At 64.5% G+C, this 25004-nt stretch carries 26 protein-coding genes and 1 tRNA gene; 10 read left to right on the top strand and 17 right to left on the bottom strand.

The features are described from left to right. Positions 1 to 65 precede the first annotated feature (65 nt). From fabF to Q0907_RS04055, 7 genes are all read right to left on the bottom strand, one after another. Positions 66 to 1307 (bottom strand): beta-ketoacyl-ACP synthase II, encoded by a 1242-nt coding sequence (gene fabF, locus Q0907_RS04085; RefSeq protein WP_299341769.1) that lies wholly within the window; start codon positions 1305 to 1307, stop codon positions 66 to 68. A gap of 111 nt (positions 1308 to 1418) precedes the next feature. Further along, the gene (acpP, locus tag Q0907_RS04080; RefSeq protein ID WP_014161144.1) at positions 1419 to 1658 is read right to left on the bottom strand and encodes an acyl carrier protein; all 240 of its coding nucleotides are present in this window, start codon (positions 1656 to 1658) and stop codon (positions 1419 to 1421) included. Positions 1659 to 1800: 142 nt separating this feature from the next. Next, entirely contained in the window at positions 1801 to 2544 is a 744-nt protein-coding gene (fabG, locus tag Q0907_RS04075; RefSeq protein ID WP_299341766.1) for a 3-oxoacyl-ACP reductase FabG, read from the bottom strand. A gap of 69 nt (positions 2545 to 2613) precedes the next feature. Further along, entirely contained in the window at positions 2614 to 3558 is a 945-nt protein-coding gene (gene fabD / locus Q0907_RS04070) for an ACP S-malonyltransferase (protein ID WP_299341758.1), read from the bottom strand. A gap of 190 nt (positions 3559 to 3748) precedes the next feature. Next, positions 3749 to 4744 carry a beta-ketoacyl-ACP synthase III gene (locus Q0907_RS04065; RefSeq protein ID WP_299341756.1) on the bottom strand — a complete coding sequence of 332 codons (996 nt, stop codon included), beginning with the start codon at positions 4742 to 4744 and terminating at the stop codon, positions 3749 to 3751. A gap of 88 nt (positions 4745 to 4832) precedes the next feature. Then, positions 4833 to 5027: a 50S ribosomal protein L32 gene (gene rpmF / locus Q0907_RS04060; RefSeq protein WP_162336389.1), complete on the bottom strand. Its 195-nt coding sequence runs from the start codon at positions 5025 to 5027 to the stop codon at positions 4833 to 4835. Positions 5028 to 5094: 67 nt separating this feature from the next. Beyond that, complete coding sequence (locus tag Q0907_RS04055; RefSeq protein ID WP_296280118.1) at positions 5095 to 5601, bottom strand: YceD family protein; 507 nt, start codon at positions 5599 to 5601, stop codon at positions 5095 to 5097. A gap of 120 nt (positions 5602 to 5721) precedes the next feature. Between Q0907_RS04055 and Q0907_RS04050 the strand changes: the two genes are divergently transcribed. Further along, positions 5722 to 6291, top strand: a complete 570-nt coding sequence (locus tag Q0907_RS04050) for a Maf family nucleotide pyrophosphatase (protein ID WP_299341753.1) — start codon at positions 5722 to 5724, stop codon at positions 6289 to 6291. Positions 6292 to 6303: 12 nt separating this feature from the next. Here the strand turns inward: Q0907_RS04050 and Q0907_RS04045 are convergent, their stop codons facing one another. Continuing rightward, entirely contained in the window at positions 6304 to 8145 is a 1842-nt protein-coding gene (locus tag Q0907_RS04045) for a glycosyltransferase family 39 protein (protein ID WP_299341751.1), read from the bottom strand. A gap of 71 nt (positions 8146 to 8216) precedes the next feature. Between Q0907_RS04045 and Q0907_RS04040 the strand changes: the two genes are divergently transcribed. From Q0907_RS04040 to Q0907_RS04025, 4 genes are read left to right on the top strand one after another with little or no spacing between them, the layout of a single operon-like run. Next, on the top strand, positions 8217 to 9143 hold the full coding sequence (locus tag Q0907_RS04040; RefSeq protein ID WP_299341748.1) for an AAA family ATPase: 927 nt from the start codon (positions 8217 to 8219) through the stop codon (positions 9141 to 9143). Positions 9144 to 9145: 2 nt separating this feature from the next. Next, on the top strand, positions 9146 to 10099 hold the full coding sequence (locus Q0907_RS04035) for a DUF58 domain-containing protein (protein ID WP_299341745.1): 954 nt from the start codon (positions 9146 to 9148) through the stop codon (positions 10097 to 10099). Further along, positions 10086 to 12029 (top strand): DUF3488 and transglutaminase-like domain-containing protein, encoded by a 1944-nt coding sequence (locus Q0907_RS04030; protein WP_299341742.1) that lies wholly within the window; start codon positions 10086 to 10088, stop codon positions 12027 to 12029. The genes Q0907_RS04035 and Q0907_RS04030 overlap by 14 nt, the downstream gene beginning before the upstream one ends. A 17-nt stretch (positions 12030 to 12046) precedes the next feature. Beyond that, positions 12047 to 12559, top strand: coding sequence for a Slp family lipoprotein (locus Q0907_RS04025; protein ID WP_299341739.1), 513 nt, complete (start codon positions 12047 to 12049; stop codon positions 12557 to 12559). A 76-nt stretch (positions 12560 to 12635) separates the two neighbouring features. Here the strand turns inward: Q0907_RS04025 and Q0907_RS04020 are convergent, their stop codons facing one another. From Q0907_RS04020 to dnaX, 4 genes are read right to left on the bottom strand one after another with little or no spacing between them, the layout of a single operon-like run. Beyond that, complete coding sequence (locus Q0907_RS04020; RefSeq protein ID WP_299341736.1) at positions 12636 to 12989, bottom strand: histidine triad nucleotide-binding protein; 354 nt, start codon at positions 12987 to 12989, stop codon at positions 12636 to 12638. A gap of 26 nt (positions 12990 to 13015) precedes the next feature. Further along, entirely contained in the window at positions 13016 to 13612 is a 597-nt protein-coding gene (recR, locus tag Q0907_RS04015) for a recombination mediator RecR (protein WP_299341733.1), read from the bottom strand. A gap of 51 nt (positions 13613 to 13663) precedes the next feature. Continuing rightward, positions 13664 to 13984: a YbaB/EbfC family nucleoid-associated protein gene (locus Q0907_RS04010; protein WP_296280101.1), complete on the bottom strand. Its 321-nt coding sequence runs from the start codon at positions 13982 to 13984 to the stop codon at positions 13664 to 13666. A 7-nt stretch (positions 13985 to 13991) separates the two neighbouring features. Then, positions 13992 to 15737 carry a DNA polymerase III subunit gamma/tau gene (dnaX, locus tag Q0907_RS04005; RefSeq protein ID WP_299341730.1) on the bottom strand — a complete coding sequence of 582 codons (1746 nt, stop codon included), beginning with the start codon at positions 15735 to 15737 and terminating at the stop codon, positions 13992 to 13994. A 132-nt stretch (positions 15738 to 15869) separates the two neighbouring features. Here dnaX and Q0907_RS04000 point away from each other — a divergent pair. The 5 genes from Q0907_RS04000 (at position 15870) to Q0907_RS03980 (ending at position 19735) form a co-directional block, all read left to right on the top strand. After that, positions 15870 to 15962, top strand: a tRNA-Ser gene (locus Q0907_RS04000). A 239-nt stretch (positions 15963 to 16201) separates the two neighbouring features. Then, positions 16202 to 17449 (top strand): phage major capsid protein, encoded by a 1248-nt coding sequence (locus Q0907_RS03995; RefSeq protein WP_299341728.1) that lies wholly within the window; start codon positions 16202 to 16204, stop codon positions 17447 to 17449. 55 nt (positions 17450 to 17504) lie between these two features. Further along, complete coding sequence (locus Q0907_RS03990) at positions 17505 to 18026, top strand: HK97 family phage prohead protease (protein WP_299341725.1); 522 nt, start codon at positions 17505 to 17507, stop codon at positions 18024 to 18026. Beyond that, positions 18023 to 19198 (top strand): phage portal protein, encoded by a 1176-nt coding sequence (locus tag Q0907_RS03985; protein WP_299341722.1) that lies wholly within the window; start codon positions 18023 to 18025, stop codon positions 19196 to 19198. The genes Q0907_RS03990 and Q0907_RS03985 overlap by 4 nt, the downstream gene beginning before the upstream one ends. An 84-nt stretch (positions 19199 to 19282) precedes the next feature. Beyond that, a complete protein-coding gene (locus Q0907_RS03980) occupies positions 19283 to 19735 on the top strand; it encodes a terminase small subunit (RefSeq protein WP_299341719.1) in 453 nt (150 codons plus the stop codon). 126 nt (positions 19736 to 19861) lie between these two features. Here Q0907_RS03980 and Q0907_RS03975 read toward each other — a convergent pair whose 3' ends face one another. From Q0907_RS03975 to Q0907_RS03955, 5 genes are all read right to left on the bottom strand, one after another. Further along, the gene (locus tag Q0907_RS03975) at positions 19862 to 20698 is read right to left on the bottom strand and encodes a hypothetical protein (protein WP_299341716.1); all 837 of its coding nucleotides are present in this window, start codon (positions 20696 to 20698) and stop codon (positions 19862 to 19864) included. 59 nt (positions 20699 to 20757) lie between these two features. Further along, the gene (locus Q0907_RS03970) at positions 20758 to 21705 is read right to left on the bottom strand and encodes a hypothetical protein (RefSeq protein ID WP_299341713.1); all 948 of its coding nucleotides are present in this window, start codon (positions 21703 to 21705) and stop codon (positions 20758 to 20760) included. Between the two features lie 147 nt (positions 21706 to 21852). Continuing rightward, positions 21853 to 23889 carry an AAA family ATPase gene (locus Q0907_RS03965; protein WP_299341710.1) on the bottom strand — a complete coding sequence of 679 codons (2037 nt, stop codon included), beginning with the start codon at positions 23887 to 23889 and terminating at the stop codon, positions 21853 to 21855. A gap of 350 nt (positions 23890 to 24239) precedes the next feature. Further along, positions 24240 to 24491 (bottom strand): hypothetical protein, encoded by a 252-nt coding sequence (locus Q0907_RS03960; RefSeq protein WP_299341707.1) that lies wholly within the window; start codon positions 24489 to 24491, stop codon positions 24240 to 24242. A 239-nt stretch (positions 24492 to 24730) separates the two neighbouring features. After that, entirely contained in the window at positions 24731 to 24967 is a 237-nt protein-coding gene (locus Q0907_RS03955; RefSeq protein WP_299341704.1) for a hypothetical protein, read from the bottom strand. Positions 24968 to 25004 lie beyond the last annotated feature (37 nt).

The following is a 25004-nucleotide window of genomic DNA, read 5'->3' as shown; positions in this document are numbered from 1 at the left end:
TGGTTCCGCCGTACCCTCATCCGGCGCTACGCGCCACCTTCTCCCGAAGGGAGAAGCGAGCGTCGTCAGATCCGCTTGAACACCAGCGTGCCGTTGGTGCCGCCGAAACCGAAACCGTTCGACACCGCGACATCGATCTTCTTATCGCGGGCGGTGTTGGGCACGTAGTCGAGATCGCAGCCTTCGCCCGGCTCGTCCAGGTTGATGGTCGGCGGGATGATGCCGTGATGGATGGCCAGCACGGAGAAGATGGCTTCCGCGCCGCCCGCCGCACCCAGCAGGTGGCCGGTCATCGACTTCGTGGAGCTGACCATGATCTTGTACGCGTGGTCGCCCAGCGCGCGCTTCATCGCCAGCGTCTCGGCCAGGTCGCCCAGCGGCGTGGAGGTGCCGTGCGCGTTGAGGTATTCGACCTGGTCCGCATTCAGTCCGGCGTCCTTCAACGCCGACAGCATGCAGCGCGACGGACCTTCGCCGTTCTCGCTGGGCGCGGTCATGTGGAACGCATCCTGCGAGGCACCGAAGCCGGCCAGCTCGCAGTAGATGCGCGCACCGCGTGCCCTGGCGTGTTCGTATTCCTCCAGCACCAGGATGCCGGCACCGTCGCCCAGCACGAAGCCATCGCGATCCTTGTCCCACGGACGCGACGCCCGGGTCGGATCCTCGTTGCGGGTGGACATGGCCTTCATCGCGCAGAAGCCGCCCACCGAGGTCGGGGACGAGCCGCGCTCGGCACCGCCGGCGACCATCACGTCGGCATCGCCGTACTGGATGGTGCGCATGGCGATGCCGATGGAATGGTTGGAGGTGGCGCAGGCGGAGACCGCCGAATAGCCCGGGCCCTTCAACCCCTTCATGATGCTGAGGTGGCCCGGCAGCATGTTGATGATGGTGCTGGGGATGTAGAACGGGGAAATCTTGCGCGGGCCGCCTTCATGCAGCTTCACCGCGGTTTCCTCGATGCCGAGGATGCCGCCGATGCCGGCGCCGATGATCGCGCCGATGCGCTCGGCATTGGCTTCGGTCACTTCCAGCCCGGCGTCGTCCATCGCCATCAGCGACGCGGCCAGGCCGTAGTGGATGAACGAGTCCATCTTCTTCACATCCTTCGGCGGAACGAAGGACGTGGGATCGAAACCGCGGATCTCGCCCGCGATCTTCGTACTGTAGCCCTCGGTATCGAAGGTGGTGATCGGGCCCAGGCCCGAACGCCCGTTGACGATGCCGTCCCAGCTGCTGGCCATGTCATTGCCCAGGGGGGACACCAGGCCCATGCCGGTGACGACGACGCGACGACGCTGGCTCATATCGGATTCCTCATGACTCTTGGCGGCCGCGCCCTACGCGGGCGCATGGGGGGCCGGATACGCGCGGGGCCGCATGCGCGGCCCCGACACGGTTTGCTGCGATCGCCCGACTTACGCCTTGACGTGCGCCTTGACGTAGTCGATGGCCTGCTGCACCGAAGTGATCTTCTCGGCTTCCTCGTCCGGAATCTCGCATTCGAACTCTTCTTCCAGCGCCATCACCAGTTCAACGGTGTCCAGCGAGTCGGCGCCCAGGTCATCGACGAACGATGCGCTGGTGGTGACTTCTTCTTCCTTCACGCCGAGTTGTTCGACGACGATTTTCTTGACGCGTTCTTCGATGCTGCTCATGGATTCGCTCCAGACGGAGATGGGTGACTTGTTGGATTCTGCCGACGCGGGGCGAAGGCAAACCGGGGATAGTGTAGTGGAAACCGGGGACGCCGGGCAGGTATCGCCAAACGCACCCGAATCAACCACTTACAGCTAATTCTTACGGCATGTACATGCCGCCGTTGACGTGCAGGGTCTCGCCCGTGATGTAGCCCGCGGCCGGCCCTGCGAGGAACGCGACCGCATTGGCGATGTCGGCCGGCTCGCCCAGGCGACCCAGCGCGATCTGGCCGGCGAGCGCGGTCTTGGTCTCTTCGGGCAGATCCTTGGTCATGTCGGTGGCGATGAAGCCGGGAGCGACCACGTTCACGGTCACGCCGCGGCTGCCGATCTCCTTCGCCAGCGACTTCGAGAACGCGATGATGCCGGCCTTGGCCGCCGCATAGTTCGCCTGGCCCGCATTGCCCGTCACGCCGATTACCGAGGCGATGTTGATGATGCGGCCCTTGCGTGCCTTCATCATGCCGCGCATCACCGCCTTCGATGTGCGATAGACGCTGGTGAGGTTGGTGTCGAGGATGGCCTGCCAGTCTTCGTCCTTCATCCGCATCAGCAGGTTGTCGCGCGTGATGCCGGCATTGTTGACGAGGATGGAGATGCCGCCGAATTCCTTGGCGATGCCGTCGATCAACGCATCCACGGCGCCAGCGTCGGTCACGTTGAGCTCGCGGCCATGGCCGCCTGCGTTTGCCAAGCGCTCACCGATGGCCTGCGCGCCCGCTGTACTGGTGGCGGTACCGATGACGGTCGCGCCCTGCGCAGCCAGCGCGTCTGCGATGGCCGCGCCGATGCCGCGGCTGGCGCCGGTGACCAGCGCGATTTCACCCTGCAGGGGTTTGCTCATGATGGAGGTCCTCGGGACGGGTCCGCGCGATAGCGGCGGACAGGATAAGGGAACGCGTGTCGCTGCGTATCAGGATTGCCAGTCGGCCAACGCACCCTGGAAATCGCCGACGCCACCGATGGCGCGCGCGTCGAGGCTCTTGTCGATGCGCTTGACCAGGCTGGCCAGTACTTTGCCCGGGCCGCATTCGGCGATGCGCGCGACGCCGTCGGATGCCAGCGCCTGCACGCAGTCGGTCCAGCGCACCGGCAGGTAGAGCTGGCGCACCAGTGCGTCGCGGATCGCATCAACCCCGTCGTGCACCGTCGCGTCCACGTTCTGCACCACCGGCAGCGACGGCGCATGCCACGACAGGCCCGCCATCACCTCGGCCAGGCGATTCGCGGCTTCGCGCATCAGCGGCGTATGCGAGGGCACGCTGACGGCCAGCTTCACGACCTTGCGGATGCCGCGCTCGGTGAGCAGCGCGATCGCACGCTCCACCGCATCGCTGTCGCCGCCGATCACGATCTGGCCGGGCGAGTTGTAGTTCGCGGGCACCACCACCTTGCTGTCCGATGCCAACGTGCAGACTTCAGCAACCAAGGCATCTTCGGCACCCAGCACGGCTGCCATCGCGCCGACGCCCGCCGGTGCGGCGTCCTGCATCAGCTGACCGCGCAAGCGCACGAGGTGCGCACCGTCCTTCAGCGAAAGCGCACCTGCTGCGACCAGGGCCGTGTATTCGCCCAGACTGTGGCCGGCGAGCCGGGCGGGCTGCGCACCGCCCTGCTGCTGCCACGCGCGCCACACGGCAATGCCGCCGGCCATTAGCGCCGGCTGCGTGTATTCGGTGCGGTTGAGCATTTCCTCGGGGCCGCCCTGCGACAGTGCCCACAGGTCCACGCCGGCACCTTCGGACGCTTCGGCGAACGTCTCGCGTACGATCGGATGCAGTTCGGACAACTCCGCCAGCATGCCGACCGACTGCGAGCCCTGGCCCGGGAATACGAAAGCGAGTTGGGGGGAAGTCACTCGGACATCCTGCATGAAAATCAGGCCGCGATGATACGGGCGAACGCTTCGGATTGTCTGTACCGGGGCGTATGCGCATGCGACGACGTGACGCATGCATGAAGATCACATGTAGCAGGAAACGCGATGCCGGAAACGAAGAAGGCGATGCCCTGCGGCATCGCCTTCGCCTGCGGCCAGGGTGTGCGCGTCAGTAGCGCAGCAGCACCGAACCCCAGGTGAAACCGCCACCGAAGGCCTCCAGCAACAGCAGTTGTCCGCGCTGCACGCGACCGGAACGCACTGCCGTATCCAGCGCCAGCGGCACCGATCCGGACGACGTGTTGCCATGCTTGTCGACGGTCACGATCACCTGGTCCATCGACATGTCCAGGCGCTTGGCCGTGGCTTCGATGATGCGCAGATTGGCCTGGTGGGGAATAAGCCAGTCTAGGTCGTGCTTGTCCAGCCCATTGGCATCGAGCGTTTCGTCGACCACGCTGTCCAGCGCCTTGACGGCGTACTTGAACACGTCGTTGCCCTTCATCTCGATGCGGATGCCGTTGTTCGGCTCGTCGGCCTTGAAACCCGTCGACACACCGACCGGATTCCACAGCAATTCCTTCTTGCTGCCATCGGCGTGCAGGTGGGTACTGAGGATGCCGGTTTCGCCATCGGCCTTGAGCACGGCCGCACCGGCGCCGTCGCCGAACAGCACGCAGGTGGTGCGCTCGGTCCAGTCGACGATGCGGCTAAGTGTTTCGGTGCCGATGACGAGCGCGGTCTTCGCATCGCCGCAGCGGATGAACTTCTCCGCCACGCTCAACGCGTAGATGAAGCCGGAGCACGCGGCATTGACATCCATCGCGGCGCAGCCGGTCGCGCCGAGGCGCGCCTGGATCAGGCAGGCGGTGGACGGGAAGATGAGGTCGGGGGTGGTGGTGCCGACGACGATCAGGTCGATCTCGGAAGCATCGACGCCCGCGGCTTCGAGCGCGCGCAGCGCAGCCTGGTAACCCAGGTCGCCGGCCGTCTCGCCTTCGGCGGCGATGTGCCGCTCGCGGATGCCGGTGCGGGACTGGATCCACTCGTCGCTGGTATCGACCAGTTTCGAGAGGTCCTCGTTGGTCAGCACCTTTTCAGGCAGATAGCTGCCCGTTCCGGCGATGCGCGCGTAAATGCGCCCCTTGTTGCCCGGCTCGCTCATGCACGCCCCCATTGCCGGCCCGGATGCGGGCCCTGGTAGTCATCGATCATGCGGAAAGCGCGCCCTGCGTGAGGGCGCGCCGCACGGATCAATCTTCCTCGACCGCCGAGGTCTTGGTGGCGATGACCTTCTTGCCGCGGTAGTAGCCGTCGGCGGTCACGTGGTGGCGCAGGTGGATCTCGCCCGTGGTCGGGTCGGTCGACAGCTGCTTGGCGGTCAGCGCGTCGTGCGAACGACGCTGGCCACGACGGGACGGGGTGACGCGGGATTTCTGCACAGCCATGGGATTGCTCCAGCTCTTGTATCTGTTGGTGAACCGTATGGTTCGTGTTGCCAGACCGCGGTAGCGGCTAGTCTTTCTTCAGCGAGGCCAGCGCCGCGAACGGGCTGACCCTCGCCACCTCTTCTTCGTCCGCCGCCCATTCGCGTTCCACCGCGTCGGACGCAGGATCCACCGCCACCACCGGCACGGCGAGGACCAGTTCGTCCTCCACCAGGTCGGCGGGGCGCAGCATGCCGTCTTCGGGCACCAGCAGCGCTTCGTAGTCGGGCGGCAGCGCGGCTTCTTCCTCTTCGCTGCGCACCAGACCCAACCGCTGCTTCAGCGACACCGGCAACACGAAGCGCTGCAGGCTACGCTGGCACACCAGCGGAAGGCCGGCCTCGATCTGCAATTCCAGGTACGGGACCCGCAATGCGTCGTGGTCGAATTCCACCGTGTAGCGAACGTCGCCCTCGGTGTCGGCCAACAGGCCTTGCAGGCGCGTCATGGCGGACAACGGAAGGCGGCCTTCGAAGCTGCGCCGGTTCGCGACCATGCGCCACGCATCGAGCAGCTCGGGCATATTCGCGGACATAAGCCGCTGAATGTTAAGGATCGAATACCGAACTGTCAAACCACCCCTGGTGGCGAGGATGGCTTGCCGCCGGCCATGCCGGCGGGCAGACTCCCCGCCCCGTCCCCCTGCCGGTGCCCCATGCCACTGCTGCTCGCCTCCACCTCCCGCTACCGGCGCGAACTGCTGGAAAGACTGCGCCTGCCCCTGCACATCGCGCGGCCGGAGGTGGACGAGACACCCGGAGCGACGGAATCCGTGCCCGCAATGGCCGCCCGCCTGGCCCGTGCCAAGGCGGATGCCATCGCCCGACAGCACCCCGGCAGCTGGGTCATCGGCGCCGACCAGGCGGCGGAGCTGGATGGACACCCCCTGGGAAAGCCGGGCCACCGGGAGGCCGCCATCGCCCAGCTGACGGCCATGTCAGGGCGTCAGGTGCGCTTTCACACCGCCGTCTGCCTGGTGCGCGACGACCACGTCCTGGAGGCCCAGGACATCACCACGGTCCGCTTCCGCGACCTCGCCGAAGCGGAAATCGAGCGGTACGTGGATGTCGAGCAGCCGTTCGACTGCGCCGGCAGCTTCAAGTCGGAGGGGCTGGGGATCACCCTGTTCGAGGCCATCGAATCGACCGATCCCACGGCGCTGGTCGGCCTGCCGCTGATCGCCCTTTCACGGATGCTGCGCGAGGCCGGCTTCGACCTGCCCTGATCCGGCCGACCGTCAGCGGATATCGACCGGTTGCTCTGCCCAGGTTTCGACGCTGCCGTCGCCGCCGGTCACCCGCAACCCCAACCAATGCCGGCCCGCCGGCATGTCGCCGGCATCGACATCGGCCCTGAACTGGACCACCGGCATTCTCGGGTCACGCGACGCCCCCTTGAGGAACGTGCGCAACCAATCATTCGCGCCCGCCTGCGTGGTCTCGGCGACCGCGCGACCATCCAGCAGCACTTCCACCTTCGCGACACCAACCACATCCTTCACCGCCCAGCCACCCACGGTGAATCGACGCCCGACACGCGCGCCGGCCGAAGGGACATCGATGTTGGCGACCACGGGCGTGATGCATTCGCCCTGCGCACGTACCGCAGGCAGCGCGAACAACAGGAACCGGCGTGCGCCGTGGTCGATGTTCACCCCCTGCGGCGCCGGCAAGGGACCGACGACCCCGCAGAGATACTGGTAATGCGCGAGCAGGGCACTGAACTTGACGTCCGTCGCGCCGACGACCAGCAAGGTGGGCGCTTCGCGTGACCCGTCATGCTGCAGGCCCCAGAGCTGGAGTTGCGGCGCTCGACCATGCTTGCGGTTCAACGGATGGTCGAGTACCGGAATGTCCGCGTCGTCCAGCGCGAAACCCAGCGCTGCGCCGGTCTTGAAATTGTCGGCGAGCAGCATGGTGCCCTCGGGCATCCTTGCGCGCGTGGCGCGCACCTCCGCGGCCAGGCGGTCCCAACCCGCGAAGTTCTCCGGGTAGTACTTGCTGCCGGCGGACTCTACGCGCACCCCGGGCAACGAGACAGCGAGGTAGTACGCCATCATCGACAGGGTGCCGAGCGCCGTGATGCTCCACGTCGCACGCCGCCACGCCGGCGTCCACTCCTGCAATAACAGCGGCACCACGACAAGCAGCGCCAGGTAGCCCGGCAACGGCCAATGGAAGCTGACCCGCTCGTTGTCGGCGAAGAAACCCAGCACGAAGAATCCCAGCGTCGAAACCGCACCCAGCAGCGCGAAGTAGCGCCACGCCGTGCCGGCGCCTGACCCACCACGGACGCCCCGCAGGCAAACCACGAGCATGGCGCAGAACAGCAATGGCGTGGCCATCGCGGCCTGCACGAGGAGGAAACGGAACCCGTCTCCGTGGAAGCGCCATGGATGACGGTCGAGCAACTGGAAGCGCAGGCCGGCGTCGGCATACTCGAGATTCCAGGCCAGCAGTGGCGCCCAAGCGATCACGCCCGCCGCCAGCGCAACCCACACCCGTGCATCGCGCAGTACCTTGCGTCCTTCCGGCAACCAGAGCAGCGCGAGCAGACCCACGCCTATCACGCCGACGAACCGGTAATGACTGAGCGCCCCCAGCATCAGGCCGAGCGCCAGCTCGGTCGCCGACATCGCATCGACCTGGCGCAGCAGGCGCGCGCCGGCATCCGCGCAAAGCACCGTTGCGAGCGCCATCGGCACATCCGGCAACGCGAGCAGCCCCAGCGTGGCGGAGAGCGGCATCAGCACCGTCAGGGTTGCCGCCTGCCAGCCGATGGCCGGCCCGAACCAGTGCGCCGCAGTGCGGGCCACCCACCAGGGGACCAAGGCTGCGATCAGCAGGAAGGGGGCGCGCACGGCGAGCACGTGGTGGCCTCCCAGTTCCGTACCCAGTCGCGTCAGCCATGCCGTCAACCCGGGCAGATCGGAATAGGCCGCCGCGAGGTGCCGCCCTTCCTGCCAGTAGAACGCCTCATCGACGAACAGCGGCAGGCGCGCGGCGATCGCGACCTTGACGACCGTCACGATTGCCCACACGGCAAGGAACCATCGGCGCGCGCGTTGTTCTTCGTCCATCTCGCTACACTGCCCTCAACCCACGATCGGAAACCGAGAGCGCGATGTCCGCCATCCCCAGCACCCGCCCTATGCTATCCGAAGGCCTCGCCGACGCCCTCACCCGCGCGCAGGCCCAGGTCAACTCGCTGGTGCTCGGCAAGTCGCACGAAGTACGGCTCGCCTTCGTGGCCTTGCTGTCGGACGGCCACCTGCTGATCGAAGACCTGCCGGGCCTAGGCAAGACCACGCTGGCCCATGCACTGGCGGCCACGCTCGGGCTGGCTTTCCAGCGGGTGCAGTTCACGTCGGATCTGTTGCCGGCCGATGTACTGGGCGTGTCGGTGTACGACGCGCAGGCACGCGCCTTCAGCTTCCATCCGGGGCCCGTCTTCACCAACGTGCTGCTGGCGGACGAGATCAATCGCGCACCGCCCCGCACGCAGAGCGCCCTGCTCGAGGCGATGGCCGAGCATCAGGTCACGCTGGACGGCGTGACGCATGCGCTGCCTGCACCCTTTTTCGTGATCGCCACGCAGAACCCGGTCGACCTCTCCGGCACGTATCCCTTGCCGGATTCGCAGCTGGACCGTTTCCTGCTGCGGCTGGCGCTGGGCTATCCCAGCACAGAGTCGGAACGCGCGCTGCTGGCCGGCAGCGACCGCCGCATGCTGATCGCACAGGCGATGCCCCTGCTGTCCTCGGACGACGTGATGGCGCTGCGCCGGGCCGTTGCGGACGTACATGCCAGTGACGCCCTGATCGACTACGTGCAGGCGCTGCTCACGCGCAGCCGCCAGCATCCGGGGGTACGCGTAGGCCTGTCGCCCCGCGCCGGCATCGCGCTGCTGCGCGCGGCGCGCGCGTACGCGCTGCTGCTCGGACGCATGCACGTGCTGCCGGACGATGTGCAGGCCCTGTTCGCCGCGGTCGCAGCGCATCGCCTGGTACCCGAGGCGGAAGCGGCATCGGCGGGTGCACTGGCCAAGGCGATCCTGCACGCGGTGCCGGTGGATTGAGCATGGCGCTCTCCCTGATCCGTCGATTCGCGCGTCTGGCGCGGCCACGGCGACCGGAGTCGTTGCCCGTCGTGCTCGAGCGCAGGCGCATCTACGTGCTTCCCACGCCGTTCGGACTGTTCTTCGCCACCCTGGTGAGCGCGATGATCCTGGGTGCGCTGAATTACAACAACAACCCGGCACTGCTGCTCGCATTGCTGCTCGCTGCCACCGCGATGGCCAGCCTGATCTTCGCCCACCTTCAACTCGCCGGCCTGCACATCGATGCCTTGTCGGCTGATCCTGTCCCGGTCGGCACGCCCCTGCGCCTGCACGTCGCGCTCGCATCACGCGACGCGCGCGTGCGCCACGGGCTACGCATCGATGCGTGCGGCCACCCTGCGTTCACGTCGTTGCCGGCGTCCGACGGCACCGTGGTCGAAGTGGTACTTCCGACGGAACGGCGCGGCTGGTTCGATGTCGACCGCGTGCGCATCTCCACCACGCAGCCGCTGGGTCTCGCCAGGGCGTGGGCATGGGTATGGCCCGACTCGCCGTTGCTGGTGTATCCCGCCGCGGAAGTACAAGGCCCGCCGCTACCGCCTGCGGACAAGGGCGGCACCAAGGCCAGGCTGGATCTGGCGGGCGAGGATGTGCACCAGTTGCGCAACTATCGCGCGGGCGATGCCCGGCGTGCCATTGCCTGGAAACCGTCCGCGCGTCGCGACCAGTTGCTCGTTCGCGACTACGAACGGCCACTGGGGCGCGCCGTGGAACTCGACTGGGACGCGTTGACGATGCTTGGACACGAAATGCGCATCCAGCGACTCGCGCACTGGGTCGAATGCGCCGAACGCGAGGGCCTCCGCTACCGCCTGCGGCTGCCCGGCCAACCTGCGCTGGGCCCGGCGGACGGTCCCGCGCACCGCCACGCCTGCCTGCGCGCCCTGGCGCTGCTTCCGCATGAAGCCCGCTGACGCCCCCACGCTGGATGCACTCAGTCGCCAGTGGACGCTGGCCGCCGCGGGTGCCTGCCTGCTGCCATTGCTTGTCCAGCTGCCGACGACGCTGGCGTTCGGTATCGGGGCTACGGGTGTCGTGCTGGCGCTGGCGTCATGGCGTCGCCCCCTGCATGGCCTGTTGAGGGCATTGATGGCGCTGGCGTTGTTCGCGGCGGTGATGTCGGTGACCGGCATGCAGTTCGGACGCGATACCGGGTGCGCCCTGCTCGCCGGCATGCTGGCGCTCAAGCCTACCGAGACCCGCACGCTGCGCGACAACCGCAGCCTGCTGGGCTTTGCGCTGTTCGCACCGTTCGCCGCGTTCCTCCTCGACCAGGGACCATTGAGCATGGCGCTGGGCCTGGCCAGCGTGTTGGGTGCCCTGGTCGCGCTGCATCGACTCGCCGATGCCGAGGCCGTATCGCTGGCCGGCCTGTCGCGCCCGCTGCACCAGGTTCGCGAAATCGGAAAACTGGTGGCCATCGGCGTGCCGCTGGTGATGGCGGCCTTCTGGTTGTTCCCGCGCTTTCCGTCGCCATTGTGGGGCGTACCTGAGCGGGCCCTGTCGAAGCCGGGCCTCAGCGACGACATGTCGCCCGGCAGCTACCTGGACCTCATCGCCGACGAGGCGCCCGCGCTGCGCGTGCAGTTCTTCGGCGCCACGCCTCCCACGAGCCAGATGTACTGGCGTGGCCCGGTGCTGACGGACTTCGATGGCCGCACCTGGACGCGTCGCGATGCGCCCCCTGCCCTGCCGCCGGCCGATACGGCGCGCGCCGCACTCAACTGGGATTACCAGATGGACGTGGAGCCCAGCGACCGTCGCGACCTGGTGGCGCTCGACCTTCCGAACGCGACACCCGATGGCGCGTGGATGGCCCGCGACTACAGCATGGCGACGCGCACGCCGCTCAGCTCGCTGACACGGTGGCGCCTGCAGTCATCACTTCCGACGCGGTTCGAAGCCGACCTGTCGGTATCGCGACGCGCCCAGGCCCTGCAGCTGCCGCCGGGCTTCAATCCGCGCACCCGCGCACTGGGTGCGCAATGGCGCCGCGATGCGGGCGCCAACGATGCAGCGATCGTCGCGCGCGCGCTCCAGTGGATACGGTCCGACTTCGCCTACACGCTGGACACGCCATTTCCCGGCCGCGACACCGTCGACGAATTCCTCTTCGACCAACAGCAAGGGTTCTGCGAGCACTTCAGTTCGTCGTTCGTGTTCCTGATGCGGTCGGCGGGCATCCCAGCGCGCGTAGTCACCGGCTATGCGGGCGGCAAGTACAACGCATTGGGAAAGTACTGGATCGTCCGCAACCTGGATGCCCACGCGTGGGCAGAAGTGTGGATGCCCGGGCGAGGCTGGGTGAGGGTAGATCCCACCGCCGCCGTTGCGCCCGAGCGCATCTATGACACGATCGAAGACCGACTGGGGGCCGGCGGCGCCATGGGCAACCTGATCGGCATCGAGGACCTCGGCCAGGTCGGCGACTGGTTGCGCCGGGGCTGGAACGACCTGGTGCTGGGTTTCGACGCCAAGCGGCAATCACGCCTGCTGGAGCGTCTCGGCGCCAAGCAACTGGGCAGCAGTGAGTTGACGGCACTGTTCGGGGTTTTTGCAATGGGGGCCATGGCCTGGATGGGCTGGCTGCTGGCCCGGGGCGAGCGGCAACGGGATCCCTTGTTGCGCGCTTGGCATGCGCTCAGCCGACGCTACGCGCGCCTTGGCCTGGGACGAGAGCCTCATGAAAGTCCTGCGGCGTGGGCCCGCCGTGCGGCCGCCGGTCGCCCCCGCACGGCGAATCGGCTGCTTTCACTCAGCCAGCGTTTCGCTGCAGCGCGCTACGCTCCGGAGCAGGGAGACCACCGGGCATTGATCGAAGACCTGCGCCGGCACCGCCCATAACCCGCTGGAGACTGGCCATGAACCTTCGTTTCGCCGTCATCGTCGCAGCCGCTGCGCTGCTTTCCGCGTGCGCCACCGCACCCAAGCCCCTGCAGGGCAGCTTCACCCCGGTCAATCCGCGCGATTCCGTGGGCGCGCCGCAGGTCGGCGCCCCGGTCCGATGGGGCGGCCGCATCATCAGCACGACGCCCGGACAGAATTCCACCTGCTTCCAGCTCGTCTCCAGGCCGCTCAACGCCACGGGCCGGCCGATGTCGACGGCGCCCGACGCTACCGATGGCCGCTTCATCGCCTGCCGTGCCGGGTTCTACGACCCCGCCGTGTTTGCCGAAGGCCGCGAAGTGACCTTCGTCGGCAAGATCGAGGGCTACGAAAGCACCCGCATCGGCGACTACGACTACCAGTTGCCCCGCGTGGCCGCCGACGTGGTCTACCTGTGGCCGGAAGTGCGCGAAGTCGAAGTTGTGCGCCCCTATCCCTACTACGATCCGTTCTGGGGCCCGCGCTGGGGCCGCTGGGGTTGGTGGTAAGCGAGACCTGGCGCGATCCACGCAAAAAAGCCGCTCATCGAGCGGCTTTTTTCATGGGGCGTGTATGCGCAAGCGCTCAGGCGGGCGTTCCGAATCGTCCCAGCGGCGCTCCCGCCAGCAGGTGTAGATGGATGTGGAACACGGTCTGTCCGGCGTTTTCGCGGCAGTTCATCACGATGCGGTAGCCGTCCTGCGCGAATCCCTCGCTGCGCGCGTAGTCCGCGGCAGCCATCGCGAGCTTGCCTATCAGGTGCGCCTGTTCCGGGCGCAGGTCGTCCAGCGTGGGTATCGCTTCGTTCTTCGGAATGAAAAGCACGTGCACCGGCGCCTGCGGCCCGATGTCCTTGAAACCCAGCACCTCGTCGTCTTCATAGACGATGGTGGCCGGAATCTCGCGGCGGATGATCTTGGCGAAGATGGTGTCGGTCATGGCGGTATGGATCTCCGTGCGTGAAATCAGGTCATCTCGCTGCGGCCGCCGAACGCATGCGCCAGCGTGCCGCGGTCGACGTACTCCAGTTCCCCCCCCAGCGGCACGCCATGGGCCAGGCGACTGGGACGCACGCCCTGCTGCCGCGCCAGCTGCGCAAGGTAGTGGGCGGTCGCTTCGCCTTCGACGGTCGGGTTGGTGGCGATGATCAGCTCGCTCACCTCCCCCGCTGCGAGGCGCGCGGACAGCGCATCCAGCCCAAGCTCGCGCGGTCCGATACCATCCAGCGGCGACAGACGCCCGTGCAGGACGAAGTACACCCCGCGATAGCCGGTGGCCTGCTCGATGGCGAGGCGATCGGATGGCGACTCCACGATGCACAGCTGGTGGCGGTCGCGGCTGCCGCTCGCGCAGAGCGTGCAGATCGCACCCTCGGTGAAATCGCGGCACTGCTCGCAGTGGCCGATCTGGTCGAGCGCTTCGGCCAGCACGCCGGCCAGGCGCCGGCCACCGTCCCGCTCCCGGTCGAGCAGGTGGTAGGCCATGCGCTGCGCGGTCTTCTGCCCGACACCGGGCAGGACGCGCAACGCTTCGATGAGCTGTTCGAGCAGCGGGCTGGACATGTCGTTCCGGGGCAGCGCAGGCGCGCCGCCGTCAACCGATCGGGATCGCGGTCAGAACGGCATCTTCATGCCGGGCGGCAGCGGCATGCCGGCCGTGGCGGCGCCCATGCGCGACTTCGATTCCGCGTCGACCTTGTTGGACGCATCGTTGAAGGCGGCGGCGATCAGGTCCTCCAGCATTTCCGCGTCCGACATCAGCGACGGATCGATGCGGACCTTGCGGCATTCCTTGGCGCCGGTCAGCGTCACGCTGACCATGCCGCCCCCGGCATTGCCGGTGACTTCCAGCTTGGCGAGTTCTTCCTGGGCGCGCTGCAGGTTCTCCTGCATCTTCTGCGCCTGCTGCATCAGTTGGGCGATGTTTCCACGCATGTCGTGATCACTCTTCGTAAGGTCGGATGGAGTCCGGAACGAGCCGGGCGCCATGCTGCTGCATCAGCTGGCGCACGTCCGGATGGTTCATGAAGGTCGATTCGGCGACGTTCTGGCGTTCGTCGCGCTGCCGGTGGCTGCGCTGCTTCAGCGTCTCGCCTTCCGGCGCGGCCGCCGCGAATGCCAGCCTCGGCGCCACCCCATAGCGGCTGGCGATGGCCTCACCGAGTTCGCCGAGGGTGCGTTCCGATCGCAGGTAGTCGAAGCCGCTGTCGAGCGCGAGGGTCAGCGTACCGTCCGCATATCCGGCGAAGGCGACATTGTCGACCAGTTGCTTGCCCACGCCCTTCAGGCCGCAGGTGCCGGCGAAATGCAGCCAGGTCTCCGCGTCGGTGATGCCGATGCCGGCCGGCATCGTCGATGCGACAGGTGCTGCTGCCGCAGGTTCGTCGGCGACACGCCAGGGCGGCGCGTCGTCCCCCATGGCGCGTGCCGGACTCGGGCTGGGAGGCGCGGGACGCTCTTCACGGGCCATCTGCTGCGGTGGCATGACCGGCTCCGGCGTCGCGGGCGCCGTGCGCATCGCGGGCGAAGTACTGGCGGCGGGCGGCGGCGCATTCGGGATGGGCGCCTGCACCACCGGTGCGCGCGCCTCACCCCGCATTTCGCCCGCCTGCGCCGGGCGGAACGCCAGCATGCGCAGGAGGCTCATTTCGAATCCGGCCCGACCGCTGGGCGCCACATGCAGGTCGCGGCGACCGTTGATGGCCATCTGGTACCACAACTGCACGACCTCCGGACGCAGCTGGCCTGCGAAGGCATCGACGTCGATTCCTTCCGCTTCCACACTGGCCGAGGGCACCAACTGCCTCACCTGGATGCGGTGCAAGGCCTCCGCCACCGCATCCAGCACGCCGGCCCAATCCGGCGAAAACTCCGCCAACCGCGCCACCACCTGCAACAGGGTTTCGCCATCGCCCTGCGCGAGTGCCGCCAGCATGGCATTCACCTGGGTGCGATCCACCGTGCCCAGCATGGTGCGCACGCCGTCGTCGCGCAGCGCACCGCCGGCATAGGCGATGGCCTGGTCCAGCAGCGACAGGCCATCGCGCAGCGAGCCATCGGCTGCGCGCGCGAGTTGGGCGATGGCGCTCGCATCGGCGTCGATCGCCTCGGCGCTGAGGATCCTGGTCATCTGCCCGCGGATCTGCTCCTCGTCCAGGCGCTTGAGGTTGAACTGCAGGCAGCGCGACAGCACGGTGACCGGCAGTTTCTGCGGATCCGTGGTGGCCAGCAGGAACTTCACATGCCCGGGCGGCTCCTCCAGCGTCTTCAGCAGCGCATTGAACGCGGCCTTCGACAGCATGTGGACTTCGTCGATCAGGTACACCTTGAACTTGCCACGCGACGGCATGTACTGCGCGTTCTCGATAACTTCGCGCACGTCGTCCACGCCGGTGTTCGAGGCGGCGTCGATTTCCAGCAGGTCGATGTAGCGGCCGGCATCGATGTCGAGGCAGGCCCGGCATTCGCCGCAGGGATCGGCACTGGTGCCTTTCTCGCAGTTCAGCGATTTGGCGAAGATGCGGGCGATCGTGGTCTTGCCCACGCCGCGTGTGCCGGTGAACAGGAAGGCATGGTGGACGCGGCCGCTGTCCAGTGCATTGGTCAACGCGCGGACCACGTGCTCCTGGCCCACCAACTCGGCGAAACGCTTGGGACGCCACTTGCGGGCGAGGACGAGGTAGGACATGCCGACATTGTGCCACGCTCCGCCAGCCGCCCCTCCGCCCCGCGACAATTCCACGGCTTCGCTTGTGGCGCCCCCCCTGCCAAGGCTAGAATTCACGCCCCTGAAAGCAGCCTCTGGCCGCATTCAGGTCCCGGAGAGGTGTCCGAGTGGTTGAAGGAGCACGCCTGGAAAGTGTGTAAGCGTCTAAACCGCGCTTCGGGGGTTCGAATCCCCCTCTCTCCGCCAAATATATAGCGCAATCAATAGGTTACGAAAGAAAATCTGGCTTTCCCAACATCCCGCCCCACACGGCGGGATTTGTTGTTTTAGGGTCCTGAAAATTCGCGCAGTTTGGGCATTTGCGCAAAACCCGCCCCTATCGCATGCCGTCGCATGCCCTCCCGTGCACCTCATCGTTTGGAACCGCGCTCGCGTGCGCGTAATTAGACCTCCGGGATTGATCCCTCAACTCCGGAGTAGCACCCATGACTTTGCAGGAAATCCGGCAGCGCAAGGCTGCCCGTACCGCTGAAGCTCGCGCCATCGTCGCCAAGGCTGAAACGGAAAAGCGTCAACTCACCGCCGAAGAGTCGGCGAACTTCGCGACCATCCGCGCCGACATCGAATCGCTGGAACAGGACGAACAGCGTCAACAGTTCCTGGACGAGGCGGAAAGGCGTTCCGCTGGCGTGACCGTCATCGCTGGCAACGGTGGTGACACCATCGCTGCGCTGGAATCCCGCGTTTCCCTCATGCGCGTGTTGCAGGCGGGCGTTGAGGGCCGCGCGCTGTCCGGTGCGGAACTGGAATACGCGCAGGAAACCGAACGCCGTACCGGCCGCAAGGCGCAGGGCGTGTTCGTGCCCATGTCGGCACTGGAACGTCGAGTCAACACGACGGGTAGCGCGCCCGAACTGGTGCCCACGGACCACCGTGGTGACCTGTACATCCAGCCGCTGCGCAACAAGTTGCTGGCGCGTCGCCTGGGCGTGCGCGTGCTGTCCGGTCTGCATGGCAACGTCACCATTCCGAAGCACGGCACGGGCGTGTCCGTTGGCTGGGTAGCGGAGAACGGCGCGGTGCCGGATTCGGACGTGAACCCGTCCAACATCACGCTGGCACCGAAGCATGCCGGTGGTGTCACCGAGCTGTCCCGCCAGCTCATCATGCAATCCAGCCCCGACGTGGAACAGCTGGTGCGCGATGACTTCGCGGCGGTGCTGGCGCAGGCCATCGACTCGGCGCTCATCAAGGGTGGTGGCACCAATGAGCCGACCGGCGTGCTGTCCACCGTGGGTATCCAGACCGCCAACCTCGCGACGCTCAATTGGGCGAACGTTCTGGCGATGAAGGCCAAAGCGGAACTGGCGAACGTCGATGCGTCGTCCTGGCTGTTCAATCCCAGCGTCGCGGCCAAGTTCGCCGGCACGGAGAAGTCCACCGGTACGGGCATCCACCTGCTGAGCGATGACGGCCGCATGGCTGGCATTCAGTCGTACAGCACGAATCAGGTGCCGAACAACGCCACGCCCGATCCGGATACCGGCATTGCCATCCTGGGCGATTGGTCGCAGGTGCTGTTGGGCATCTGGTCGGAAATCGACATCCTCGTGAACCCCTACGCCCAGCCGGCTTACGGCCGTGGCGGCGTGCTGGTCCGCGCCATGTCCACCGTGGACGTGGGCGTGCGCCATCCCCAGGCGTTCGTTGTTGCCTCCGACATCGCGCTGTAACTGCCAGCCCTGCACAGCCCGTCCTAGCGGCGGGCTGTGTCTTTGGAGACGCCCCATGACCATTGAGAAACGTGCCACGGCCGGTGTGACCGCCAACGGCCGCAAGCTGACGGGCTACATCGCCAAGTTCGACAGCCCCACCACCATTGGCGACTTCACCGAAGTGATCCGGCGGGGAGCCTTCGCGGCTTCTCTGGCGTCCGGTGCGGACATCCTGGCGCTGGCCGACCACGACACCAGCCGGGTGCTGGGGCGGACCCGTAGCGGCACGCTCACGCTGTCTGAGGACGACACGGGCCTGGCGTTCTCGCTGGAACTGCCCGACACCCAAGCCGGGCGTGACCTTGCCACGTTGGCGCAGCGTGGTGACCTGGGCGGCTGTTCGTTCGCCTTCAACGTGCCGGCCGGTGGAGACCACTGGAACGGCAACACACGCGAACTGCGCAACGTGACGCTGGATGAGGTGTCGATCGTACAGAGCCGACCGGCCTACGGTGCCACCGAAGTCCACCTGCGCAGCCTGCAACCGCAAAGCCAAGTGGCGCTGTTGCGCTATTGGTTGGAGACCGTCAAATGAAGATTCTGGACATGCTGCGCGGCCGCACTGAGCGCCGTGCCGAAGACCCGTCATGGAACGCCTTGGCAAATGGTGGCAACAACACGCTGGCTGGCTCCTACGTGGACGCCAAGTCGGCCGAGTCCATCTCCACGGTATTCGCCTGCGTGCAGGCCCTGAGTGAGTCCACGGCATGCCTGCCGCTGCACACATACCGCCGCAACGATGACGGCAGCCGCGAGCGCGCTGACGGCCATTGGCTGTCCCGTGTGCTGGAACGTCCCAACGACTATCAGTCGGGCATGGAGTTCCGGGAGACGCTGACGGCTAGCGTCCTGTTGAACGGCAACGGCTATGCCCGTAAAGAGTTCAACCGAGCAGGGGAGGTGACAGCACTGCATCCTATGAATCCCGGTCGCGTGTCCATCGTCAAGCTGGACAGTGGCCGTTACCGCTACGACTACACGGACGACAAGGGTAGGCCCGTCCGCCTGCTGGCCGATGAAGTTCTGCACCTGCGTGACCGCACCGACGCGGACAGCATCGTGGGCAAGAGCCGCATCACCATTGCCCGTGAGTCGTTGGGCCTGGCGTTGTCACTGCGTACTCATGGTGCTGCCAGCTTCGGGCGTGGCGCGCGGCCGGCATCGGTCCTCTACAACGAGGGCAAGACCGACATGACGACCGAGCAGATGACCGCTGTTCGCGGTGCTCTGGACAACTACGCAACGCCAGCGAATGCAGGCAAGACGCTCATCATGGGCGTGCGTGGTCTGAAGCTGGAGAACATTGGACTCACCAACGAAGACGCACAGTGGTTGGAGGCCATGAACTTCAGCGTGACCGAAGTGTGCCGCATATACCGCGTGCCGCCGATCCTTGTTCAGACGTTGGAACAGGCGAGCTACAACAACGTGGAAAGCCTGGGCGCTCAGTTCGTCAAGTTCAGCCTGACGCGTTGGCTGACGCTGTGGGAGTCGGCCATCTCGCAGCAGCTGCTTGGCCCCATCGCACGCCAACGGTTCTACGCGGAACACGCTGTTGACGCGCTGCTGCGCGGTACGGCTACGGAACGTGCGGAGTTCTACAAGACCATGATTGATAGCGGCGTCATGGACGCTGACGAGGCGCGGCGCTTTGAGAACCTACCAGCGCGGCGCGTTGACGCTCCCAACGCACCACACGCGACGTGACAAGAAATCACCACGAAACGGGTGACACCTAGACCGGTATCTCCCTCACCGAGAGAAACTTTTCCCCTTGAAGGCTTAACCACCATGACCAAACTCACCGACAAGCAAAAGGCATTCGTCGTCAACAAATCCGCAGGCGTGGCTAACCGGGATGCCGCCATTGCGGCAGGCTATGCAGTTGCTGGCGCTGCGGTCGCAGCCGACAAGCTCATGCGCAATCCGGCCGTTCGCAGCGCCATCAAAGCTGCGACCAAAGAAACACCTGGCCCAGACGCGAAGTTGACCACGCCCGTGATGCCTCGCGACAAGTACGACGACCCGCTGTCATTCCTGCTGGACGTGATGAACCACGCAGACCTACCCTTGGCGATGCGTGCGGACGCCGCCAAGCAACTGCTGCCATACAAGCACCCCCGCATGGGCGAGACGGGCAAGAAAGATGCAGCCAAGGAACGTGCGCGCGAGATAGCCAGCAGCCGCCACAAGTTCGCACCGAAAGCACCACCTCCGCGCCTCACGGTGGTCAGTAGCGACTAGAACGGTGCCGCAAGCGGATTAGGTGTGAGTGCCGCAGCGAGAGAAACCGCACCAGCAGAGGCGACGTGAGAATCGCGAAACTGCAAAGGCCCGGTAGTGCGCCAAGGTGCTACCGGGGCCCATCTTTTACACGAGGGGTGCGGGGCTCAGAGCCTGAGCGATAGAGCTACCGTTCAGATGGCCGATAAAATTTCCCTTCGCAGGATTGTAAGTAAGAACAGTGTAGATATTCGCGTTGTTGTCGGTGATCACAACCTCCCCATTCTTACCGACTGCCCACATGTTTGCATCTGGCGTGGCCCCCATCGTTATGACGCCACCTTCGCCAAACACAATATTCTTTGCGCCTTGCTCGCGAGGCAGGTTGCTATTGAAGATGAAATGGAATGGCCCAGAGAGAAGAAAGTCTTCCACGCGCCCCCTTGCTTCATCAGGCCTGATTGAGATTGCTTCTACCCGCACTTGAGCTATTTCTCGCCTAGCTTGAAGTAGCTGTGTAGAGAGCTTCTCATTAGCACCACGAAAGACAGAAATTTGTTGCTTGGCATCTTGCTCTTCTGTGGCACGCCTCGCTTCCGCTTGAACAATCTGAGAGCGAAGCTCTTCAGCTTCTTCGTGAGAAAGAACACGCTTGCCTTCAATCTCCTTGGCCGCATTGCTCAACGCCACCTTGTTTCGCAAAGAATGCTCAAAGACAATTTTTGCTGGAATAGGGAACGCATAAATGTAGAGAAGAGCCGTCACGACAGGAAGCACAACCTGTAAAAAAACAACATGCTGCCAGGTTGGATAAAGAACACTATCTACGTACTCAAACCGCCAATGAATCTTCTGCGACGAAAGCAGGGTAAAGATCATCCTGTAGTTCCAGACCGCCCAGCTGATTGCTAGCGCAGCGAAGAGCGGACTGGAAAGCCTCGAAACCCAATTGACGCGAAATGACTCAAGCAAATCCTTGACCATCGCCTATTCCCTCGTGTTGTTAGCCAACCGAATCTCGCAACCCAAATGGCACGACCTTCTTACCTAAAGAACAAGGTCTCTCTGAGCATCTGCGTGCAATTCACCGGCTGAAAAGCATGATCTCCAAGCTCGGATGCGCTGGCGCCTGACAAGGAAGAAACCGCTGCATTTATCTCCGCTTTTGTCATGCCGATGCAAGTTCCGTAGATTCCTCTAATGATGCGACCCTGATTTGTCTGCTTCCACCTTAAGCACGACTCATCCATAGATAAACGCTCAACATTGAGAGAATCGAAGCCGAAGCCCAGGAAGCAAATTGAGCGGGCACTCCCCAGCCACTCTCTTGCGCGGACAATTGTTGGGCTATCGCTCCTTCCTTCCGGAATTACAACAAGTCCGCTCGCTGCCGCCGCAATCTTGTCTGCGTCAATCTTTCCATCATAGGAAAGGTATCCATCATCCCCGGGAAGCGCCTCACAAAGCGCACCATAGACGTGCACGATCCTCAAGGTCTTCAGCTTCGCACTGACCTCGTAGGCTGACTTACCGTAAGTGCTTTGGAGAGCTACGTATAGAAAGTGCTCCAGAGATCTATCGTAGTTGAACGTGACTATCGCAAGATCGTCGAACGTGAGTTCATCCCACTCACGCTGTGCAATTTGGTTGAAGGCGTACTGATACCAGTGATCTTTGTCGCTACTCTCCAAAAAGAGCGGCTTCGATCCTTCGCATCGCAGGAGTACTCGGGCTATGCACTTCTTGCCAATCTCGGAGAACTCTTTCCTCTTGGCGAGAAATGCGTCGATGGAGTAAAGCTGAGAATGCTTGAACGTCTCTTGGAACTTCACTAGCTCTCGAATGTCTAGCGTCTCATAACGCTCTCGCACTATCCCCGCTACCATCGCGTCGTGCTGAGACAGGTTGAGAATCTCTTGCCTCAGTCGTGAGCCAAGCGGATACCCATACGCCACGCTCGCTCCCGCTCCTAGCACAAGCACTTTACTCATCGCTCCCTATACCCCCTGTAACAGCTGTAATACGTAACACCCCTGTTACGTTTATTACAAAATTACACCTATTACAGGGGGTATGGTAGTAACCCACGCGGGGGCGTGACTAACCCCGTTGGAGCCTTCAACGGGCCGTTGGAGCCGTTAACGCCCGCTTGGAGCCCTCATCGGTGTTACACCCGGTATTACACCCCCCTGCCCGGGTGTAACAACTTTGGCGCTTACACCCGGCATGGGCGGGGGTGTAGGAACCTGGCTGAAGCGGCTCTCCGGATGCGCTCGGGAGTACAGCCGGCCAGAGAGGTTGAGTTCACCCCCTGCCACCATGCGTGAGAGCCGCACACGGAGCGTCGAGAGCTTTTCCGTGGCTCCCATAGCCTCGTGAATGTCGCGGGCCGTCCCAACGCCTCCTGCGCGGTTCAATGCTTCTAGCACTGAGGTGCGTTGCTGGGTCCTGTTTACGTCCTTAGCGTCGCCAACGCACGCCCAGCGGCCGTCATGGAGTTGGAGCGCCAATTCCAGCTGCTGTTCAATGTCGCGGCCATCCGTATGCAGCACCGCCGTGACACTGCCTGACGAACGCTTCAGTACGAACACGTTGTCTACGCCGCCAACCAGTCCGGTGGTGCCAGAGACTTCCTGATTGACGTGCGTGTCCCCTGCCCCGGCTTTGCGGTTGTGGGACACCAGCACGAACGCGCACTGGAACTCCTGAGAGAGCGGCTTCAGCAACGCCCCAACCTCATAGTCAAAGCTATAGGCGCTCTTCCTACCAGGGTCCGTATTGCGAAACGCAGCAATGGTGTCGATGACGACGATGCGCGTGGCGGGGTTGGCAACTAGGAACTCACGTATAGCGGCTACACCTGCCTCACCGCGCGGCCAGTCGCACGAGTAGTAGAGTCGATCAATCGGCGGACTGCCGAACGTTGGCAACAATTTATCCAGCCTGCGCCGCATACGACGGTCGTTGTCCTCCAAGGCCAGCAGTAGCGCACTGCCCTGCTTCTCCGGTCCGCGCCCATCCCAAATGGCCTTGCCCGTGGCAATCGCAATGCACCACGCGTAGACCATCCAGGACTTGCCTAGCTTGGGATCGCTGCTAAGGATGGTGACCCCTTCCGGCAACAAGTCCTGCAACGCCCACTGTATGGGCTTGAATTGCGCGCGCTGTAGGTCCGCCGCGTTGCGCACCATTGGTGCGTTTACGGCTGTGCGCTGCACTGGTGGAAAGGGCAAGTCTCGGCGCTCCTGATAGACAGCTGCACATGCGCCGCACGCATTGGCAATCGTGGTAGACAGGTAGGTGCGATGGTCACGCCACTTGGGGCGCACCAAGCCGCTGCGCCACATGAGCCGTGTCATACGCTCAGCATCGCAGCCTGTCCAGAACGCCAAGTGCGATGCGAGCGCGGCATCGGCGTTGCTGTTCTTCTCTGCCTCGCCATTCCAGAGCTTCGACAGCGAAGCCTTCCCATTGAAAGCAGCATCCGCACTGATACGCGCCGATAGCATCCGCCGGATGAGTTCGTCATCGTCGGATGGCCCACGCCATTCCGCGCGACGCTCGCCACTGGCGTCAACAATGGTGCTTGGCGGGAAGTACCGCCCCACCAGCGGAGTAAAGTCAAAGGAGGCGTCCGCGCTACCGACAGCCTCGCCATCTAACCCGAAGGCAATGCCACGCGACTCGCTGTAAAGCTCTAGCTCTACCGGACGCAGTGCAGCCGCCGTTATCGCGCCGGGCTTGTTCCGGTGCTTAGAGAGAGCGCCGGCACTACTGGCGATGATATGGACGCCATGGCCGGAAGATGAGCGCTCAACCATCGCGCCGCCGAACTCAGCACACAACTGGTCCACGATGGGTAGCCACTGACCGTCGGCCCCCAGCGCGTGGTCAATGTCCACAAGCACATAGCCGGCGGATGGTGTTAGATAGAAGCCCATTGCATAACGGACGCTCGCGCCTGGCACGTCCAGCCGCTTCACTGCATCGCGCACAGTGTCAAAGTCATTCCAGTTGGCGGGCGACGATGCGTCAACCGGGTAGCGCATACCATCCAGCGTGGACGGTTGCTTAGAAAACTTGCCCTTGTCGGCGTCCCATTCCAGCCGCCATGGAAACCATTGGCCAATGTCGGCCATACCGCCTACGGCGGTCTCGAATTGCAGTGTTGTCATAGCCGATCCTTAAAGGTCTGAATTCACAGGCCCCCGCCAAGGATTCACAAGGAGCGGCTATTCGTCGTCGCGGAAGTACGGCTCTAGCATGTCTGCGCGCGCCCAGTTTGCCGATTGCCGCCTAGCTGGCGAGCGAGCGTAGAGCGCGTGTGCGCGGAAGTAAGGGAGCATGTGGAACGACTGTGGAAGCCTGCCCGGTGTTAGATATTCAGGCCGAACCGTCGCGCAGACGTGTCGCCACTCATCGTTCACCAGTTGACGCCAGTCTTGCGGTCCCAGGCCGTACATTTCGCAGACATGCCGCGAATCATCTAGCGCGGGTGCCAACGGACAAGGCAACGGAAGCGCACTCATGGTTCACCGCCTACCAACATGGTGACAATCTCACTCAGTGATTGCCGTTCGTCGCACTGCTGACCGGACATCCTGACCAGGTAGGAGGCTGCAAGGTCGCGCGCACCCGTCGTCATCTGACGTGTTGCGATGGCGTCGATACGCTCGTATGCCGTGGCTATGGCATCGCAGATGAACTCGTTTGAGAGATGCTTGTTGGCCTTCTGTGCGCGCCAGAAGATGAGCAAAGGATCATCGGGAGTAAGCATGTGTCAGTTCCTCCCGGACCGATAGCGACGCACAGCACTTTCGATATGCCCGTTGAGCTTGCGGCCTAGTTCATCGTCGTCCGAGTAATGCAACCTCATCAGAGACAAAAACGCCCACTCCCTCAGAGGCTCGGGGGAGTCAGCATCAAGCGTGTGCCCGAACAGTTCTTTGCCAAGCGCGATGATGGTGTCGCAGCCTGGCATTTCCGCTAGCACCGGCGGGAATGGTGATGAGAGCGTCATGCTCCACCTTCCAGGTAATCCAGAATTTCACCGTAGGACCAGCTGGTGACATGCCCATCCTTGCGCGGCCGGGGGAATGGCGATTTCTCGTCGCTGGCAAGTCGCCAAACCGATGCGACACTCAGCCCGGTTAATTCGCAGACGTGACGAACACGAAGACGCGCAGCGCGCGGAAGATTCTTGTAATCCGGCGACGGACGATCACGTCGCGCAGGTGCCGCTTTGGTACTCATGAGGACGCTCCGATGAGTGAAGGAACGTCGCTATTAA

Source organism: uncultured Pseudoxanthomonas sp. (assembly GCF_947498795.1).
Classification (GTDB): domain Bacteria; phylum Pseudomonadota; class Gammaproteobacteria; order Xanthomonadales; family Xanthomonadaceae; genus Pseudoxanthomonas_A.
This window is presented reverse-complemented; position numbering and strand designations above follow the sequence as displayed.

Coding starts and splice junctions, on each gene's coding strand:
- fabF (WP_299341769.1), bottom strand. CDS start 1,307: ATGAGCCAGCGTCGTCGCGTCGTCGTCACCGGCATGGGCCTGGTGTCC.
- acpP (WP_014161144.1), bottom strand. CDS start 1,658: ATGAGCAGCATCGAAGAACGCGTCAAGAAAATCGTCGTCGAACAACTC.
- fabG (WP_299341766.1), bottom strand. CDS start 2,544: ATGAGCAAACCCCTGCAGGGTGAAATCGCGCTGGTCACCGGCGCCAGC.
- Q0907_RS04065 (WP_299341756.1), bottom strand. CDS start 4,744: ATGAGCGAGCCGGGCAACAAGGGGCGCATTTACGCGCGCATCGCCGGA.
- rpmF (WP_162336389.1), bottom strand. CDS start 5,027: ATGGCTGTGCAGAAATCCCGCGTCACCCCGTCCCGTCGTGGCCAGCGT.
- Q0907_RS04055 (WP_296280118.1), bottom strand. CDS start 5,601: ATGTCCGCGAATATGCCCGAGCTGCTCGATGCGTGGCGCATGGTCGCG.
- Q0907_RS04050 (WP_299341753.1), top strand. CDS start 5,722: ATGCCACTGCTGCTCGCCTCCACCTCCCGCTACCGGCGCGAACTGCTG.
- Q0907_RS04045 (WP_299341751.1), bottom strand. CDS start 8,145: ATGGACGAAGAACAACGCGCGCGCCGATGGTTCCTTGCCGTGTGGGCA.
- Q0907_RS04040 (WP_299341748.1), top strand. CDS start 8,217: ATGCTATCCGAAGGCCTCGCCGACGCCCTCACCCGCGCGCAGGCCCAG.
- Q0907_RS04035 (WP_299341745.1), top strand. CDS start 9,146: ATGGCGCTCTCCCTGATCCGTCGATTCGCGCGTCTGGCGCGGCCACGG.
- Q0907_RS04030 (WP_299341742.1), top strand. CDS start 10,086: ATGAAGCCCGCTGACGCCCCCACGCTGGATGCACTCAGTCGCCAGTGG.
- Q0907_RS04025 (WP_299341739.1), top strand. CDS start 12,047: ATGAACCTTCGTTTCGCCGTCATCGTCGCAGCCGCTGCGCTGCTTTCC.
- Q0907_RS04020 (WP_299341736.1), bottom strand. CDS start 12,989: ATGACCGACACCATCTTCGCCAAGATCATCCGCCGCGAGATTCCGGCC.
- recR (WP_299341733.1), bottom strand. CDS start 13,612: ATGTCCAGCCCGCTGCTCGAACAGCTCATCGAAGCGTTGCGCGTCCTG.
- Q0907_RS04010 (WP_296280101.1), bottom strand. CDS start 13,984: ATGCGTGGAAACATCGCCCAACTGATGCAGCAGGCGCAGAAGATGCAG.
- dnaX (WP_299341730.1), bottom strand. CDS start 15,737: ATGTCCTACCTCGTCCTCGCCCGCAAGTGGCGTCCCAAGCGTTTCGCC.
- Q0907_RS03995 (WP_299341728.1), top strand. CDS start 16,202: ATGACTTTGCAGGAAATCCGGCAGCGCAAGGCTGCCCGTACCGCTGAA.
- Q0907_RS03990 (WP_299341725.1), top strand. CDS start 17,505: ATGACCATTGAGAAACGTGCCACGGCCGGTGTGACCGCCAACGGCCGC.
- Q0907_RS03985 (WP_299341722.1), top strand. CDS start 18,023: ATGAAGATTCTGGACATGCTGCGCGGCCGCACTGAGCGCCGTGCCGAA.
- Q0907_RS03980 (WP_299341719.1), top strand. CDS start 19,283: ATGACCAAACTCACCGACAAGCAAAAGGCATTCGTCGTCAACAAATCC.
- Q0907_RS03975 (WP_299341716.1), bottom strand. CDS start 20,698: ATGGTCAAGGATTTGCTTGAGTCATTTCGCGTCAATTGGGTTTCGAGG.
- Q0907_RS03970 (WP_299341713.1), bottom strand. CDS start 21,705: ATGAGTAAAGTGCTTGTGCTAGGAGCGGGAGCGAGCGTGGCGTATGGG.
- Q0907_RS03965 (WP_299341710.1), bottom strand. CDS start 23,889: ATGACAACACTGCAATTCGAGACCGCCGTAGGCGGTATGGCCGACATT.
- Q0907_RS03960 (WP_299341707.1), bottom strand. CDS start 24,491: ATGCTTACTCCCGATGATCCTTTGCTCATCTTCTGGCGCGCACAGAAG.
- Q0907_RS03955 (WP_299341704.1), bottom strand. CDS start 24,967: ATGAGTACCAAAGCGGCACCTGCGCGACGTGATCGTCCGTCGCCGGAT.